Raw genomic sequence first — 16,348 nt, 5'->3', positions numbered from 1 at the left:
CGAGGCGGAACACGCCCTCGCCGCTGACCGGTCCTAAGCGGGCCTGCCCATGTCGATCCAGCGCTGGAGCTTCTCCACGTCCGCCTCGGGCCACGTGCCGTCGCAGGGCATGTCGCCGGCCACCAGGGAGACCATGATGGCGTCGGCGTGCTTGGCGACATCGGCGTGGTCGAACAGGTCGAAGTAGCTCAGCATCGCGTTGCGGTCCTTCGTCCGGAACAAGGGCTTGATGTCCTGCTCGAAGCTGAGCTTGTCGTCCTGCGTGGGGGATGGCATGTCCTGCGCTCCATTCGCGGAATGGCGGGATCGGTCTCCTGGAAAGACCGGTCAGCTCCCTGATCCGTGACAGGCCTCGCGCAGATGCGGACGAACGCGCGATTTCCGCTGGAGCTGTCACAGGCGAGGCGGATCGGCTGTCTCTGGCTGGTGACCGGGCGGCGACGGACCCCCGGTGAACGGCGTGACTGGAGGGACAGTGACGACCAACGACGGCACCGGCACAGGCCGCGCCGGACGGCCTCTTCCCGCGCGGGTGCGGCCATGAGCAAGACCACCCTGAACTGGGAGGAGGCGGCGGCATGCCGATCGCTCGATCCCGAGCTGTTCTTCCCCGTGGCGGAGGAGAACGTCTACGCGACACAGATCGCGGCGATCCGCCGGCTCTGCGCCGCCTGCCCCGCCAGGAGCCGCTGCCTTGAATGGGCCCTGACCACGGGCGAGCCGCATGGCATCTGGGCCGGTACCACCCCGGCCGAGCGCCGCCGCCTCCGAGCGGCCCGGAGGGTGTCCCGTCCCACGGACGACCCTGCTCACCTTCGCGCCCGGGAAGCCGATGCCGCATGACCGGCCGGGCATAGCCCCAGCCAGGAAGACCATGGCGGACGCGTTCGGCGCCTACGCACCGGCGTTCCGCGCGCCGGTGACCGGGCCGAGCGGCGCCGGTCGCCGACGCCTTCGCCGTGGTCCGTTTCTTCGCGGATCGGGCGGCGCCGCGGGGCTGGCATCGCCCATGACCTGCGGGTACCGTCGGCGGCGAGGAGCCGCCCGGTTCAGTGCGGCCGCAGGACCGGCCGACGACGGCCGGGCGGTCGGCGCGCTCGCCTCGGGGCCGCCCCAGGGGCCGCCGACCCTGGGCTCGTGGAATTGGTGCGGGCGACCTTTCTGGGTCACGATAAGGCGTCCCGATATGCGGTCGAACGGGTCCGGGCGCGCGACGAAGGCGGTAACGGTGGAACAACGCAGGCACGGCGCGGGCCACGGGGAGAACGCCGCGCTGCTTGGGCGGGAACCCGAGCGCGCCGTCGTCGACCGGTTGCTCGCGGCCGTCGACACCGGCGAGAGCCGCGTGCTCGTGGTGCACGGCGTGCCGGGAGTCGGGAAGTCGGCGCTGCTCGGGTACGCGGAGAAGGCGGCGACGGGCATGCAGGTGCTGCGCGCGTCCGGCGTCGAGTCGGAGATGGAGCTGCCGTTCGCCACGCTGCACCAGTTGTGCGCGCCGCTGCTGGACCGGCTGCCGCACCTTCCCGCGCCGCAGCGCGCCGCGCTCGAGACGGTGTTCGGTATCCGGGCGGACGCGCCGCCCGAGCGGTTCCTGGTCGGGCTCGCGGTGCTCAGCCTGCTGTCGGACGCGTCGGGGGAGCGTCCGCTGCTCTGCGTGGTCGACGACGCTCAGTGGGTGGACCAGGCGTCGCTGCAGGTCCTCGGCTTCGTGGCCCGGCGGCTGCTGGCGGAGTCGGTCGTCCTCCTGTTCGGAGCGCGGGAGCGCTCCCAGGACTTGCTCGGGCTTCCCGAGATGGAGGTCGCCGGCCTCCGGGACGCCGACGCCCACGCCCTGCTGGACTCGGTCACGTACGGGCGTCTCGACCAGCGCGTCCGCGAGCGGATCGTCACCGAGACCAGGGGCAACCCGCTGGCCCTGCTGGAGCTGCCGCGCGGGCTGACCGTGACGCAGATGGCGGGCGGGTTCGGTCTCCTGCGCTCGGACACGCTGCCCGGCCGGATCGAGCAGAGCTTCCTGGCCCGGATCCGCGGCCTGCCCGACCAGGCGCGGCTGCTCCTGCTGATCGCCGCGGCCGAGCCGGTCGGCGACCCCACCCTGGTGTGGGGCGCGGCGGCCCGGCTCGGCGTGACGCCGGCGGAGGCGCTCGCCGACGGCACGCGGGAATGGCTGTCGCTGGACGCGCGCGTGACGTTCCGCCATCCGCTCGTGCGGTCGGCGGTGTACCGGTCGGCGTCGAAGGAGGACCTCCGGGCGGTGCACCTGGCGCTGGCGGAGGTCACCGACCCGAAGGTCGACCCCGACCGCCGTGCCTGGCACCTCGCGGCCGCGGCGCCCGCGCCGGACGAGTCCGTCGCCGCGGAACTGGAGCGGTCCGCCGACCGGGCGCAGGCGCGCGGCGGGCTGGCCGCCTCCGCGGCGTTCCTGCAGCGGTGCGTCGCGCTGACCGTCGACCCGTCGCGGCGCGCCGAGCGCGCGGTGGCCGCCGCCGAGGCCACCCTCCAGGCCGGCGACCTCGACACCGCGCGCCGGTTCGCCGACATCGCCGACCGCAACGCCCGCGACGAGTTCCAGCGCGTCCGGGCGCACCTGGTCAGGAGCCGGATCACCTTCGCGGCCGGGCTCGACCAGGAGGCGCCGCCGCTGCTGCTGTCGGCCGCGCGGCGGCTGGAGCCGTTCGACATGGACCTCGCGCGCGAGACCTACCTGATCGCGTGGGGCGCCGCGGCGCTGATCGCCGCGCACTCCGACAGCCTCATGGCGATCTCGAAGGCGGTGAAGGCGCTTCCGGCCCCGGCGGGCCCCCCGCACGCCCTCGACCTCGTGCTGGAAGGCTACGCGCTGCTGGTCACCGAGGGCCGTGCAGCCGCCGCCCCGGCGCTGCGGCGGGCGCTGGCCGCGCTCGCGGACCTGCCGGTGGGCGAGGTCCTGAAATGGGGCTGGGTGGCCAACGGCGTCAGCGCCGCGGCCTGGGACGACCGGGCGATGCGCGTCCTCGTCGGCCGGGTCGTCGAGGGGGTGCGCGCCGCCGGCGCCCTGACCGAGCTGCCGTTCTGCCTGACCTCGCTCGGGATCGCCATCGCCTGGACCGGGGACTTCACCGCCGCCGCCGCGGTCGTCGCGGAGATCGAGGACGTCTCCGCGGCGACCGGGGTGCCCATCGCGCCGCACGTCGAGCTGCGGCTGAACGCGCTGCGCGGCCGGGAGGCCGAGGCCGAGGCGCTGATCGCCGCCACGATCGAGGAGGTCGGCGCCGGCGGCCAGCTGATGGGCGTCACGGTCGCCCAGTGGGCGGCGGCGGTGCTCTACAACGGTCTCGGCCGCTACCGGCAGGCGGTGGCGGCGGCCCAGGTCTGCACCCGGATGGCCGAGCTGTGGGTGTCGGTCTGGGCGCTGCCCGAACTGGTCGAGGCGGCGGTGCGGGCCGGTGAGGACGAGATCGCACGGGCGGCGCTGGACGACCTGGCGGACGCCGCGGAGCCGTCCGGCACGGACTGGGCGCTCGGCGTGCTCGCCCGGTCCCGGGCCCTGCTCAGCGACGGGGCGGCCGCGGAGGAGCTCCACCGCGAGGCGGTCGAGCGGCTGGGCCGCACGGAGCTGCGCCCGGAGCTCGCGCGCGCCCACCTGCTGTACGGAGAGTTCCTGCGCCGGAACCGCAGGCAGGTCGAGGCGCGTGAGCGGCTGCGGACCGCGTACGACATGTTCGCGGCGATGGGCATGGAGGCGTTCGCCGAACGGGCCCACCGCGAGCTGCTCGCCACGGGGGAGAGCGTCCGCAAGCGCGCGGTCGACGTCTCGTCCAGCGAGGAGCTGACGCCGCAGGAGCGGCAGATCGCGCTGCTGGTGCGGGAGGGGCTGACCAATCCGGAGATCGGCACCCGGCTCTTCATCAGCCCGCGCACGGTCGAGTGGCACCTGCGCAAGGTCTTCACGAAGCTGTCGATCACATCCCGCAGGCAGCTGCGCGACGTCCTGCCGCCCACCGAGCACGCTCTGACCGCGAGGTGAGGCGCCGGCGAGGGACGAGAGCGCGGCGGGCGCGGGGCTGACGCCGCAGGAGCGGCAGATCGCGCTGCTCGTGCGGGACGGCCCGTCCAACCCGGAGGTCGGCTCTCGCCTCTTCCTGAGCCCCCGCACCGTCGAGTGGCACCTCCGGAAGGTCTTCGCCAAGCTCGGGATCAGCTCCCGCAGGCAGCTCGCCGACGCCCTGCCCCGCGGGGAGTTCCGCACGGGGCCGGGCTGACCGCCGCTCCCTGGTCCCGGCCGACCAGGGAGACACCCTGGTGCGGCCCGGCGGCGGCCGCCGCGAGGCTTGCGATGTCGGCGGCCACGCCGCACGCAGCCCGGGAACGCCTGGACCCTCGGTCACCGCGCCTCCCGTGATCGCGGAAGGGAATGAGGCAGTCATGTCCGATCAGCCGCTGGACGGAGCCGTCGCGCTCGTCACGGGCGCCAGCAGCGGGATAGGCGCCGCGACCGCGCGCCGCCTGGCCCGGGAGGGCGCGGCGGTCGCCCTGGTCGCCCGCCGCCGCGACCGCCTGCGGGAGGTCGCGAGCGGCATCGCGGCGGCGGGCGGGCACGCCGTCGCGGTGGAGGCCGACATCACCGAGCCGGACCGCGCGGAGGGCGCGGTGCAGGAGACGCTGGACCGGCTCGGGCGCCTGGACATCCTGGTCAACAACGCCGGGATCAGGCTCCTCAGCTCGGCGCTGCACACGGCCGTCGAGGAGTGGGACCGGATGGTCGCGCTCAACGTGGCGGCGCTGCTGCACATCACGCACGCCGCCGTCCCGCACCTGATCTACGCGGCGTCGACGTCGCCGCGGCAGACGGCGGACGTGGTGAACGTCGGCTCCGCGGCCGCCCGGGCCGCCCGGCCGTCGAGCAGCGTCTACAGCCTGACCAAGTCCGGGCTGAGCGCGTTCAGCGAGTCGCTCCGCCGGGAACTGCTCGGCGAGCGGGTCCGGGTCAGCGTCGTGGAGCCCGGCGCCGTCGACACCGAGCTGGTGGACCACCTCAACGAGACCACCCGGGACGCGGCCCGCCGGCAGCTCGCCGGCATGGAGGCGCTGCGGCCGGAGGACGTCGCGGACGCCATCGGCTACATCGTCACGCGGGAGCGGCGGGTCGCCGTCAGCCAGATGCTTGTCCGCGCCGGGGACCAGACCTGGTGACCGCGTCCGCCAGGCGTTCGGCCGCGGTGGCGCGGCCCGCTTCGAAGGCCGCGTGCAGCAGGGCGCCGTCGGACTCCAGGCGGCTGATGCGCGGCGAGTCCTCCGGCGGGCGGATCGACAGCACGGCGGGCTTGTCGTGGTCCTGGTCGGCGTCGTACCCGGCGAGGAGCAGGTCCGCCTCCGCCAGCCGGGTGTCGCGGGCGAGGAAGGTGGCCTTGAGTTCCGCGGTGTAGCGGCGGAGCCCGACGTTGGCGAGCAGCCGGGAGCCGAACGAGGGGGCCTGACGCTCGGGCGCCCGGTCGCTCAGCCTGCGCGAGCGGAGGACCAGGACGTGGGTCGCCCCGTCCCGCAGTGCCTGGCCGAAGGGGATCGCCTCGGCGACCCCGGCGTCGTAGTAGAGCCCGGGTCCGATGGCGACCGGGCGTCCCGCCAGCAGGGGCAGCGCCGCGCTGGCCCGCAGCGCCAGCCGGAGCGCGCGCTCGTCGACGAGGGCGGCGTGCAGGTCCACCGGGCCGCCGGTGACGACGTCGGTGGCCAGGGGATGGAACTCGACGGGGTTTGCCAGCACCGAGGCGTAGTCCAGCGGGAACCGGCGGATGTAGACCTCCTCGACGAGCTGCTCGACGTTCACGATCGGACGGCCCCGCAGCAGGTTGCGCTTGCGGATGAGCGTCCGGGCGAAGACGGGGTCGGTCCAGCCGCGCACCCCCTCGGGAGTGGAGCTGAGCAGCCAGGCCGCCGAGATCGCGCCCGCCGACGAGCCGTACACGGTGTCGAACAGCGGCAGCAGCCCGAGCTCGTGGACGGCCAGGGCCATGCCCGCCGAAACTGTGCCGCGCATCCCGCCGCCCTCGATGGCCAGCGCCACGCGGTGCCCGTCCTCCCGGGCACCCGGCCGGCTGCCCGCGGCGGCCCGTTCGGCAAGGACCGACAGCAGCCGGTGCCGGGTCTCGACCCGTCCCACGTTTCCTCCTCTGTGCGGCGGGCGCCGTGCTCGGGCGCTCCCGCCGAAGGTCATCGTGCCGCCCGCACGCCGGGCAGGTCCAGCGCGATGACGATGATCACACCTCCGGCCGAAGGCGAGGACGGGCCCGCCCGGACGGCCGGACGTCCGCGGCGGGGCGGCGCCGGAAGGGTTCATCTCGCCGTGGCGATTCGGTGGGAAGGGTGTCGGAGGACCCATTTCGGGGCGGGCCGCCGACATAGGATCGGGGGATTCGGGGCGGATGGGGAAAGGGTCGTTCTTTGGGGCTGGGCGGCGGCGCCGGTGAATTTCCGGTGGCATTGCGGGGGAGATACCGGCCGGTTCGGATCGAGGCGGTCGGCGCCGAGTCCGTCGTCCACCTGGCGGAGCCGCTGGGCGGCGGGTGCGCGGGCGCCGACCTGGTCGTCGTCAAGGTGCACCGGGAGTCCCGGCTGGAGACCGACCAGCTCGTCGTGCTGGGGCGGCTGGAGGCGACCCGGCACGTCCCCCGGATCCACGACTACGGGAACGTCACCGTGGACGGCGCCGAGGTCGGCTGGATGGCGCAGGAGTACTGCGCGCACGGTTCGCTGGACGCGCTGATCCGGGACGCCCTCCCGCTCGGCGATGCGGAACTGCGGGCGATCGTCGCCGAACTCGCCGAATGCCTGAACTTCTGGCTCGGCGCCATGGGACTGACGCACACGGACGTGAAACCGGCCAACATCCTGGTGCGGTCCCGGAACCCCTACGAACTGCTGATCGGCGACTTCGGGGGCATCGCCCGCAACGTCCGGGTCCACGGGCGCGATCCGGGCGGGCTGCTGACCACCTGGGCCTACGCGGCGCCCGAGACCGCCCGGGGCCGCCGCGGCGCTCCGGCCGCCTGGTGGGCCCTCGGGATCATCGCCTACCAGCTGCTCCTCGGGCGGACGCCGTACGAGGGGACGCCGTCCGCGCGGGTGCGGGAGCTGCTGCGCGCCGGGCGGCGGCCCGCGCTGGACGCCGTGACCGACCCGGAGTGGCGGCGGCTGATCGACGGGCTGCTCGTCGTCGACCCGGCGCGGCGCTGGACGTACGAGCACGTGGTGGCGTGGGTCGCCGACGAGCACCGGCCGCCGCGGTTCAACGGCCGCACCTACCGGGACGTCCGCGGCCTCGCCGACGACCTGGAGCGGAACTGGCGGGACGGCGCCGCCTGGCTGGCCGGCAACGGCGGACGGCTGGCCGACTGGCTCGTCCGGCAGGGCGCCGACCCCGCCGACGTCCGGTACCTGCGCGGGCTGGGCGGCGACCGGGCGCGGCGGGCGCTGATCAGGCTCACCGCGCAGGTCATCCCGGACGTGACGCCGCGCTACGAGGGCCGTCCGATCGACGCGCCGGGGCTGCTCGGGCTCGCCCGGGGCGGCCCCGCCGACCGGGAGCTGCTGCGGGAGGTCGTGGACGGCGGCGTGCTGGCCGACGCGGCCCGGCACCGCTGCGGGCATCCCGGCTGCCGGGGGCGCTGCGCCGTCCTGGACCGGGTGCACGCGGACGTCCCGGAGATCGTCGCGCGGGCGGAGGGGAAGCTGAGCTGGCTGCGCGGCCGGGTCCTGCGGAGCCGTGCGGGCCGGCCGCCGGCGGAGCTGCCGTCGGAGCGGGAGTGGCCGATGCTGTGGGCGTGGGCGGCGGAGCTCACGCTGCTCGCCGACGCCGCGGAGCGGGCCCGCGCGCTCGCCGCGGCCGTGCCCCGCGAGGTCCCGTGGTGGCCGGACCGGCTGCGGCTCGCCGAAGCGGCCGACCCCGCCACCGTGGAGGGTCGCGCCGACCTCGTGGTGGCGCAGCTCCTCGCCCCGCATGCCTGGCGTGCGGCGGGCCCGCAGCGGAGCTGACCCGCCGCCCAGGCCCCAAGCCGGGCCCGGAGGCTCGGCTCCGCCGCGGGGCCGCAGCGGAGCCGAGCACCCGCCCGGCGTCGAGCGGGCGCCCGGAGGCTCACAGGTACTGGCCGGGCTCCTCGGTGTCGATCCGGGGGATCAGCCCGGTGGCGCTGAACAGCGACAGCAGCGGGCGCAGCACCCGCGTCGGGCGGAAGTTCCGGTGCGGGAACACCCCCTCCTCCGGGATCGGCGGCACGCCCGACGCGGACGCGAAGTGGAGGGACGTGGGCGAGCCCGAGTGGAACGGGGCGAGCCACAGTTCGGCGTCGTGCCGGTGCAGGAACGCGTAGGCGGCCTCGTTCTCGTCCTCGACGGTGCGCAGGTCGCCGAGCACCGTCTCGTCGTCCCGCGCGAGCCAGTGCGCGACGGTGCCGTCCACCTCGGCCAGCATGTCAGACTTGGCGACGACGATGGCGCCGGGCGGCAGCAGGCCGTCGCTCGCCTGCCGTGTGTGCAGCAACTGGGTGATCGCGTGCGTGAAGCCGGGGTCGGGCACCCACGGGTTCCAGTCGTCGCCCGTGCGGAGCTGCTGGCCGTCCGCGACGTAGAGGATCGCGTCGGCGAGGCTGAGGAACGGCGTCTCCCCGTACTCGTAACGGTGGTAGTGCTCGCCGGGGACGTCGAAGAACCCGACCGCGTGGGTCCGCCCGGTGTACTCGCTGGACACGCGCAGCGCGTAGACGAACTCGGCCCGCGCGGAGCGGCGTGTGGCGGGCAGGACCTGGCGCTGCTCCAGGAACGGCCGGATCCGCTCCTCGTAGAACCGCTGCCGCAGGTGCCCGTCGAGCGGCTCGATGCGCAGCTCGGGCGCGAGCATGGACTTGCGCCGTTCCAGCTGCGCGATCATCGCGGTGAGCAGGTGGGTCTTGCCGGCCGCGCTGGCGCCGACCAGCCCGATGATGAGCGGGTCGAGGTCGCCGTAGTCGGCCGGGAGGAAGTGCGGGTCGCCGTCGCCGTGGCACTGCCGCATCGCGCCGAGCGTCCGGTGCCGCCAGCGGACCTCCGGCTCGTCCGGCGCCCGCGTCAGCACCTCCGGCCCTTCGGGGGTGTTCCTGACGAGCGGGACCTCGCCGTAGTCGGACCAGTCGAGGTGGTTCAGGCAGTACGGGCAGAGCGTGCGGGCGCGCGGGTCCGGGCCGGGGTAGGCGGCGGGGCCGGGCTGCCAGGGCGGGGCGATCATGTCACAACACCACCAGGAGGACGAGGACGACCAGGACGAACACCACGGGCCACACCAGCGCGGGGTGCGGCGTGCGCCTGCCGTCGTCGCCGACGCGGAAGGGGAAGTCGCGGGGCAGGGAGGGGACGCCGATCCGCTCCGCGGTGTCCGGCCGCCCGGTTCCCGGCCCCAGGCCCCGTCCCGTGCCCGGCGCAGGAGGCAGCGGGGGCGCGGCTCCCCTGGACGGGTGCGCGGGCGCGCCGTGCCTCCGCTGGCCGAGCCACTGCTTCTCCCTCCGGTAGTTCTCGATGGCGCGCGCGGCGCCGCTTGCCGCCGGGGGCGCCGGCGGGGGCACGGGCGGAGACGGCGGCTTCGGCGCGGCCCGTTCCGCCGTCCCGGCCTGGCCGGTGCTCGTGTTCCGTCCGGCCTGCGACGCATGGGCTGGGGCGTGGATCTCTACGGTGCGCGTGTCGTCGTCCTCGGGGACGTCCTGCTCGGTGGGGGAGTCCTGCCCGGCGGACGCGTCCCGCTCCGTCGTGTCGCCGGAGACGGGCCAGCCGTCCATGCGGGCCAGCACCTCCACGGCCGTCGGGACCTCCTCGTCGAAGACGGGACGCAGCACCATGCCGAGGTCGGGGTGGTGCCGGATCAGCCAGCTCAGCTCACTCGCGTCGGCCGGTCCCGCGCCGTCCGGCCCGAACGAGGACACCTCGCCCGACGCGAGCCAGAACAGCAGCCCCGCCGCCGCGCGCACGTCCCGTGCCGCCCGGAGGTCGTCGGGCTGGCCGACCGCGTTGCCCAGGTCGGCGATCTGCAGCCGCCTGCCGTCCCACAGGAGCATCCCGGGGGACAGCTCGCCCAGCGCGTAGGCGTTGTCCGCCAGCACCCGGAGCGCGGTGAACAGGTCGTGGGCCGGCTGCCGCAGCCGCTCCGCGGTGAGCGGGGAGGTCCCGGCGAGCGGACGGCCGCGCCGCGTCTGCACCAGCCGGGCCGGGCCGTCGGGGGAGTCGACGTCGAAGCCGAGCAGCGTCCCGAACTGGTCGGCGCGCACGTCCTCCATACGGAGGCCGCCCCAGACGGCGACCTCGTTGCTCAGCGCGCGCTTCCCCGTGGCGCCGGTGGCGACCTTGTAGACGCACTCGACCTCGGCGCCGCCCGCGGGCCGGACCGTTCCGTAGTGGCTTCTGTAGCGGGCGCCGACGCGGCTCCCCTGGTCGAGGGTCAGCGCGAACTCGACGCGTCCCGCGCCGGACGGCGTTTCGAGCAGTGCGGTTTCGGTGGTCACCCCGTCACGTCCCTGTGTCGATCGATCTGGGATCAGTTCTGGTAGAAGAAGACGACGAGCTGGACGGAGCCGTCGCCCTCCCCGCCCGTCCACGCGGCCCGGTAGATCGCCTCGCGGAACCGGGGGTTGCCGGACTTGATGGCCTTGGCGGCGTTCCTGCCGAGGGTGACGCCGCTGCCGGTGTCGTTCCGCGCGCCGTAGGCGAGGAAGAAACCGACCTGGAGCCTCTGCCGGAGCTGCTCCGTGCAGGCGGCGCGGGGCCCCTCGCGCCGCATCTCGTCCCCGTACAGCCAGGACGGGTGCTCGCCGCGCAGCGCCTCGTCGACCTTCTTCAGCAGGTCGGCGCGGGCCCCGCCGGAGCCGGAGAGCAGCCCCCCGGCCTGCACCGGGATCAGGAAGTCGCAGAAGTCCTGGCCGAGGACGCGCGGACCGGACGGCCGCGGCTTCCTCTGCTCCGGCAGGCCGGTGGTGAGCTGCGCGCGCGGCTGCACCGCCATGGCGACGAGGAACAGCACGAGCATCAGGTCGGCGAACAGCCACCCGGCGAGGTGCGCCGCGCCGAACCGGGAGGTCCGCCGTCCCCGCCGGGACGCGCGCCTCCCCGCGGGCCCCGTCACCGGTGCGCACCGCCGTCGTGCCGCACGTAGGCGACGAACTCGCGGGTGTCGTCGACGAGGTACTCCAGCTGCTCGAGCGCCTTCGACAGCCGGTCGGTGCCGGCGGACAGCCGGGTGACCGCGTCGGCGAGCACCGCGTTGCCGGCGTCCTGGTAGTGCTGCGCGGCTTCGGCGTGGTCGGTGGTGGCGAGCGTCGCCCGCTCCACCTGCGTCACCATGGCGGCCAGTTCGGCGCGCAGCTCGCGCTGCCCGGCCGCGATGTCGCCCTGCAGCTCCCGGAAGCGCTCCAGCGTCTCGGCGGGCGCCTGCATGCCCGCGATCGCCCGTTCCAGCGACTCGGCCTTGTCGATCCAGGTCTGGACGGCCTCCTCGATCCGCTTGCCGGTGCTGCCCTCCAGCGCCGCGCGGACGTCCTCGGCGGTGGCCGCGAGGCGGCCGATCAGCCCGCCCACGCTGGTCTCCATCCGCCGCACGAGCGCCTGGAGGTCCCGGTAGGTGACCCGGTCGTCCCGGGAGCCGGACAGCAGGTGCGACGCGAGCGCCACGTCCTGCGCGATCTGCACGCGCTCGGCCTCGTAGCGCGGACGGTCGAGAAGGTTCTCGCAGGTGGTGACGAGGGCGGTGAACCCGATGACGACGAGGACGGCGAGGACGACCCACCACGCGGTCTCCGACAGCGGCGCGAAATCCTGGACGCCGCGCCGGATGTGGTCGGGGTCGAACGAGCCGGCCTGCCAGCCGAGCAGGAACGAGCCCTCGCTGTGGGCCCGGCCGTAGGCGTTCAGGGCGTCGTGCAGCTTCCACCAGGTGACGACGATCGGTGCGAAGACCAGCACGTTCTGGAAGAGCCGGCCCCAGAACAGCGCGATCTCCAGCGACCGGCGCGGCGCCGGGTCGGGCAGCAGCGCGTCCGCCGGGTAGGCGGTGACGAGGTCGACGCCGGCCGGCGGCGGCCCGCCCGCCGGGTCGAGGTCGTCGGCGAGGCGTTTCAGCAGCGCGGGGCCGCTGGCGGCGTCCCCGGGGGAGTCCCGCAGCGCCCGGTCGGCGTACCGGTGGAACCGCGTGCTGATGCCTCTGAGGATGTCGTCGGAGGTGAGGGGCTCGGTCGGGCTGATCGTCTCTCCAGGCGCCATCAGGGGGTCTTTCCAGTCGTCGGTTGCGGGGACCGGCCGCCGCCGGCCGGCGTCCCGCCCTCGGCGGCGGGCGACTCGGCGCCGGCCGCCGGGGAGGTGGACGTCGGGGAGGCGGACGGCGAGACGGTGACGGTCACGGTCGGGGCGACCCGCCGCGGCGGCGGGGCCTCGTCCGAGCCGCCGAACAACCAGAGGCCGAGCAGGACGGCGACCCCGAGGCCGAGCACCGCGATCGCCCACTCCTGGACGGTGCGGCCGGTGATCCAGGCGACGACCGGGTGCCGGCCGTCGCCCGGCAGCTCCCGCTCGGAGTCGGACGGGAAGTGGTCGCGGCGCGGGGCCGGCGGGTCGAACGCGAAGTGTTGCGGCGGGATCGACTGCTCGGGGAACGCGGAAGCGGCGCGGGCCGGGCCGCCCCCGACGGGCTGCCCCTGGGGCGCGCCCTGCGGCTGCGGCAGGGCGCCGCGCGCCGGTTCGGCGGGGGTCCTCGCGGCGGTCCGCGCCTCGGCGGCCCGGTGCGGCCCGCGCAGCGCGAACTCGACGGTCTCGGACGGCAGCCCGAGGTCGGCCGCGTGCCGGTGGGCCGCGTGCAGGAGGGCGGGCACGACCGCGTCCCGCGCCGCGTGGGCGACCACGGCCAGCAGGAACGGCCCCGTGCCGCCGTCCCGCACGAGTTCGTCCACCTCCGCCCGCGTGAGGCCGCCGCCGTCCGCCCGGTCCCCGGCCTGGTAGACGGCCTTGAGCAGGTACGAGTACGCGTCGAACCGCGTCCCGGGCTCGTCGGGCCACGCCTCTTCCACCAGGCCGGCCAGGAACCGCTCGGCCAGGGCGGCCTCGCGGATCGCGCGCTGCTCGGCGGGCGTGGCCGCACGCTTGCGCAGCACCTGGCCCACGGCCCCGAGGAGGCTCGGCTGCCCGGACTGCTCGGCCAGCCCCCGGACGAGGTCGGCGCTGGACATGACGCCGAGCATGTCCTCCAGCACCGGCGCCGGGGCCTTCCGGCGGCGCGCCTGCGCGACGAGCTGGAAGACGTGGGCGCGGTCGCCCGCGAGCACCTCGGCGAGGGCCGCCCACGGCCGGAACTGCGTCGCCTCCGCGTCGGCGGGCAGCGCGCCGAGCACCGGGGCCAGGTCCGTGACGGGGTGGCCGTACGCCAGGTGCAGGACGTTCCGGTACAGCTCGTTCTCGTCCTCCGGGCGCAGGCCGCAGCGCGAGACGATCTCGTGGATCGTCTCGTGGAACATCTCGGTCTCGCGCATCAGCGCGCGGACGTCCTCGTCGCCGCGGCGGTCGCCGCGGCTCCACTGCCGGTGCGCGGTGCGCAGGAAGTGCAGGGCGGCGCTCACGTGCTCGCTCGGTGCCAGCACCCTGCTCCACCCCAGCAGGTCGGCCGCCTTCATGCCGGGCAGGAGCCGGGCGAAGGTGTCGTCGGAGGCGGGGTCGATGCCCGCGTCGACCGCGAAGTACACGGCGCTGTAGCGGTCCGCCGAGGTGGCCTCGGGCAGCCCGGCGTACCAGTTCGCGAGGACGCGGCCCGCCTCCGGCGCCGTGAGGCCCATCCGGCGAGCGGCCTGCAGCAGCTGTTCGGCGGCCTCGCGGTCCTTCCCTGCCTCCGCCAGGTACCGGGCGGCGGCGACCTGCCGGAGCGTGCGGGCGGCCTCGGTCAGCCCGTGCGGGTTCGCCTCCGTCCAGCGCAGCAGCCGCTCGGTGAGCCACTCCATGCCGGCGTTCCGCAGATGGGCGCGCAGTTGCTCCTGCGCGTCAGGGCCGTTCAGGTAGTGGCGCGCGCGCTCGTCCAGCTTGCCCGCTATCGCCCGGTCGACGAGTTCGAGGACGCCGGTGGCCCGCTGGTGCTCCGCCTCCACCCAGTCCGCGAGCGCCGCGGCGGTCGTCAGCGGCGCGCGCGGCCGGGTCAGCGAACCCGGCGGCAGGTCGGCGAGGAGCCCGGCCACCCGGGCGGCACCGGGTTCGGCGCCGCCCGCGGTCGTCAGCGGCGTCCGCCCGTTCCTGGCGTCGGGCAGGCCGACCGCCAGCAGCCGGGGCCGCAGCTCGGGACGGGTGACCTGCGCGCCCAGCAGCATCGTCAGCGGGGTCGTCCCGGCCACCCCGTCCAACCGGCGCACGAGCCCGGCGGCCAGGCCGACGTCGTCCGGGGAGATGTCGGCCAGGTACGAGTCGCAGGGCGCGGCGAGCACCCCGGCGAGCAGGCCGGCCAGCGCGTCGCGGGGCGCGGCCGGCTCGTCCAGCCCGGCCCGGGCGTGGGTCCGCAGCGCGGTCGCGTCGAGCGGTTCGAGGTCGGAGGGCGTCCCGTCGAGCCGCTCCGGCGTGCTCCACCCCGGCCAGCGGTGCAGCCCGAGCACCAGGGCGGCGTTCACCACCGACGCCGGGCCGACGAGCGCGTGCACGAGCTGGGAGGGCCGGCCGTTCGGGTCGCGGGCCGGGACCAGCCGCAGCGCGGCGCCGTGCTCGCCCCGCCGGCCGAACCGCAGCGCGCCGAGCGCCGCGCACTCGGCCAGGCCGGACAGCCACTGCCCGACGGCGACGTCGCCGCCGGCCAGCCGCTCGTTCCACACGCGCAGCCCGTCGGCGTCGAGGGACGTCGCGACCGGGCCGAGGCCGCGGCCGCCGGCCAGCAGCCGGTCCGACCAGGCGAAGACGATCTGGTCGACGCGGTCGGACGCGGGAAGGGGACCGGTGGTCATGACGCCGCCCCCGCCCGGTCCGCGGACGCGTCGAGCACCCCGCGCGGCAGCACGCCCTTCATCGCGAGCAGCGACAGCAGCGGCCGCAGCACCCGCTGCCGCCGGAACGACTGCTCGGGGTACTCGCCGCTCTCCAGGTCGACGCCGACGCCGGTCGCCGACGCGAAGTGCAGGGTCGCGTCCTCGCACTTCTGGACCGGGACGAGCCACGACCCCGCGCCGCGCGAGCGCAGCAGGGCGTAGGCGTCCTCGGACTCCTGCTCGACCGTGCCGAGTTCGAGGTCGTCCCGGCGGTCGAGCCACCGGTCGACCTCCTTGAACGCGCGCAGCGTGTCCGACTTGGCGATCACCAGCGCGGCGGGCAGCGGCAGGAACTCCAGGCCCTGCCCGGCGCGGACGTGGTCGATGTGGCTGAGCACCGCGGTGAACCCCGGGTCGCCGGTGTGCCGGCCGTGCCGGACGTCCAGCTCGGTGCCGTCCGCCACGAAGATCAGCCCGTCCGCGATGCTCATGAACGGGGTGTCGTCGCGGGTGTGGCCCTGGCTGAAGATCTCCCCCGGCACGTCGAAGACCAGCAGCGCGTACTGCTCGCCGGTGTGCCCGCTGGTGATCCGGTAGGCGCAGGTGAACTCCGGGCTCAGCGCCCGGCGGGTGACCGGCAGCGGCTTGCGGTCGCGCAGCAGGTCGAACCGGTTCCTGGCGAACAGCTCCCGCTGCAGCCGCGGGTCGAGCGGCAGCACGTCCAGCCGGTGCGAGATCTTCAGCGCGGCCTGGTCGAGATCCTCGGTCATCGCCGCGAGCAGGTGCGACTTGCCCGACCCGGACGTGCCGACCATCCCGACGATCAGGACGGTCATGCCGCCGAGCGACGCGGGCACGAAGTGGTCCTTGCCGGTGGCCTCGCAGACCCGCCAGGCGTGCATCGTCCGGGTGCGCCAGCGGACGTCGCCCTCGCCGGGCTCCCGGGTCAGCGCGATCTCGTCGCCGTCCACGGTGCGGTCGACGAGCGGGGCGGTGTTCCAGTCGAACTCGCTCAGGCAGTACGGGCACACCATGGTGCGGTCGGGGCCGTCCGGCGGGCCGGGCACGCGGGGCCGGTGCGGGGACGCCGGGCCGAGGTCCTCGCCCATCACCGTCTCGGGGCGCGGCTCGTACGGGGGGTCGGCGGGCCAGTCGCCGGCCGTGCCCTCGGCCGCGGTGCCCTCGGCCGCCATGGCTCCCGCCGCCGTGGCGCCGGCGAGCGCGTCGCCGGGCGCGGCGCCGTTCGGCCGGGCGTCCAGGCCCGGGGGCGCGACCTGGGCCAGGTTCAGCTCCAGGTCCGTGTTCGCGGCGGGCATCGGGAAGGGCGGCCCGTCGAGCTTCGGCGGAAGCTTGGGCCTGGGCGGTTCGGGGTCGCTCAC

General features: G+C 75.5%; 13 protein-coding genes. 5 read left to right on the top strand and 8 right to left on the bottom strand.

Features of this window, described 5'->3' with window-relative positions; genetic code table 11:
• Nucleotides 1-33 precede the first annotated feature (33 nt).
• Nucleotides 34-276, bottom strand: coding sequence for a hypothetical protein (locus tag ABWI07_RS19160; protein WP_149263956.1), 243 nt, complete (start codon nt 274-276; stop codon nt 34-36).
• A gap of 264 nt (nt 277-540) precedes the next feature.
• On the opposite strand from ABWI07_RS19160, the gene ABWI07_RS19155 reads away from it, so the two are divergent.
• The 4 genes from ABWI07_RS19155 to ABWI07_RS19140 all read left to right on the top strand — a co-directional run bounded on the left by ABWI07_RS19155 (nt 541) and on the right by ABWI07_RS19140 (nt 5,172).
• On the top strand, nt 541-843 hold the full coding sequence (locus ABWI07_RS19155; protein ID WP_353819323.1) for a WhiB family transcriptional regulator: 303 nt from the start codon (nt 541-543) through the stop codon (nt 841-843).
• 385 nt (nt 844-1,228) lie between these two features.
• A complete protein-coding gene (locus ABWI07_RS19150) occupies nt 1,229-4,006 on the top strand; it encodes a helix-turn-helix transcriptional regulator (protein WP_353819322.1) in 2,778 nt (925 codons plus the stop codon).
• Nucleotides 4,007-4,043: 37 nt separating this feature from the next.
• Entirely contained in the window at nt 4,044-4,241 is a 198-nt protein-coding gene (locus tag ABWI07_RS19145) for a helix-turn-helix domain-containing protein (protein WP_353819444.1), read from the top strand.
• 163 nt (nt 4,242-4,404) lie between these two features.
• Nucleotides 4,405-5,172: an SDR family NAD(P)-dependent oxidoreductase gene (locus tag ABWI07_RS19140; protein WP_353819321.1), complete on the top strand. Its 768-nt coding sequence runs from the start codon at nt 4,405-4,407 to the stop codon at nt 5,170-5,172.
• Here ABWI07_RS19140 and ABWI07_RS19135 read toward each other — a convergent pair.
• Nucleotides 5,132-6,136: a patatin-like phospholipase family protein gene (locus ABWI07_RS19135; RefSeq protein ID WP_353819320.1), complete on the bottom strand. Its 1,005-nt coding sequence runs from the start codon at nt 6,134-6,136 to the stop codon at nt 5,132-5,134. The genes ABWI07_RS19140 and ABWI07_RS19135 overlap by 41 nt on opposite strands.
• Before the next feature lie 314 nt (nt 6,137-6,450).
• On the opposite strand from ABWI07_RS19135, the gene ABWI07_RS19130 reads away from it, so the two are divergent.
• Nucleotides 6,451-8,007, top strand: a complete 1,557-nt coding sequence (locus tag ABWI07_RS19130; RefSeq protein WP_149263952.1) for a serine/threonine-protein kinase — start codon at nt 6,451-6,453, stop codon at nt 8,005-8,007.
• Nucleotides 8,008-8,107: 100 nt separating this feature from the next.
• Here the strand turns inward: ABWI07_RS19130 and ABWI07_RS19125 are convergent, their stop codons facing one another.
• Genes ABWI07_RS19125 through ABWI07_RS19100 form a run of 6 tightly spaced genes read right to left on the bottom strand, consistent with a single transcriptional unit; the run spans nt 8,108 to nt 16,348 of the window.
• Nucleotides 8,108-9,232, bottom strand: a complete 1,125-nt coding sequence (locus ABWI07_RS19125) for a TRAFAC clade GTPase domain-containing protein (protein ID WP_149263951.1) — start codon at nt 9,230-9,232, stop codon at nt 8,108-8,110.
• Between the two features lies 1 nt (nt 9,233).
• Nucleotides 9,234-10,496, bottom strand: a complete 1,263-nt coding sequence (locus ABWI07_RS19120) for a hypothetical protein (protein ID WP_149263950.1) — start codon at nt 10,494-10,496, stop codon at nt 9,234-9,236.
• A gap of 32 nt (nt 10,497-10,528) precedes the next feature.
• Nucleotides 10,529-11,113 carry a hypothetical protein gene (locus tag ABWI07_RS19115; RefSeq protein ID WP_353819319.1) on the bottom strand — a complete coding sequence of 195 codons (585 nt, stop codon included), beginning with the start codon at nt 11,111-11,113 and terminating at the stop codon, nt 10,529-10,531.
• A complete protein-coding gene (locus tag ABWI07_RS19110) occupies nt 11,110-12,246 on the bottom strand; it encodes a hypothetical protein (protein WP_149263948.1) in 1,137 nt (378 codons plus the stop codon). Before ABWI07_RS19110 ends, ABWI07_RS19115 begins: the two co-directional genes overlap by 4 nt.
• Complete coding sequence (locus ABWI07_RS19105) at nt 12,246-14,948, bottom strand: hypothetical protein (RefSeq protein ID WP_353819318.1); 2,703 nt, start codon at nt 14,946-14,948, stop codon at nt 12,246-12,248. The genes ABWI07_RS19110 and ABWI07_RS19105 overlap by 1 nt, the downstream gene beginning before the upstream one ends.
• On the bottom strand, nt 14,945-16,348 hold the full coding sequence (locus ABWI07_RS19100) for a hypothetical protein (RefSeq protein ID WP_353819317.1): 1,404 nt from the start codon (nt 16,346-16,348) through the stop codon (nt 14,945-14,947). Before ABWI07_RS19100 ends, ABWI07_RS19105 begins: the two co-directional genes overlap by 4 nt.

Source organism: Actinomadura sp. NPDC000600 (assembly GCF_040492135.1).
Classification (GTDB): domain Bacteria; phylum Actinomycetota; class Actinomycetes; order Streptosporangiales; family Streptosporangiaceae; genus Spirillospora.
The sequence above is the reverse complement of the archived record's forward strand: the minus strand, read 5'-3'. Positions and strand labels throughout refer to the sequence as shown.

Excerpts from the sequence above, each read along its gene's own strand:
- ABWI07_RS19160 (WP_149263956.1), bottom strand. The coding sequence starts at position 276 with ATGCCATCCCCCACGCAGGACGACAAGCTCAGCTTCGAGCAGGACATC.
- ABWI07_RS19155 (WP_353819323.1), top strand. The coding sequence starts at position 541 with ATGAGCAAGACCACCCTGAACTGGGAGGAGGCGGCGGCATGCCGATCG.
- ABWI07_RS19140 (WP_353819321.1), top strand. The coding sequence starts at position 4,405 with ATGTCCGATCAGCCGCTGGACGGAGCCGTCGCGCTCGTCACGGGCGCC.
- ABWI07_RS19125 (WP_149263951.1), bottom strand. The coding sequence starts at position 9,232 with ATGATCGCCCCGCCCTGGCAGCCCGGCCCCGCCGCCTACCCCGGCCCG.
- ABWI07_RS19110 (WP_149263948.1), bottom strand. The coding sequence starts at position 12,246 with ATGGCGCCTGGAGAGACGATCAGCCCGACCGAGCCCCTCACCTCCGAC.
- ABWI07_RS19105 (WP_353819318.1), bottom strand. The coding sequence starts at position 14,948 with ATGACCACCGGTCCCCTTCCCGCGTCCGACCGCGTCGACCAGATCGTC.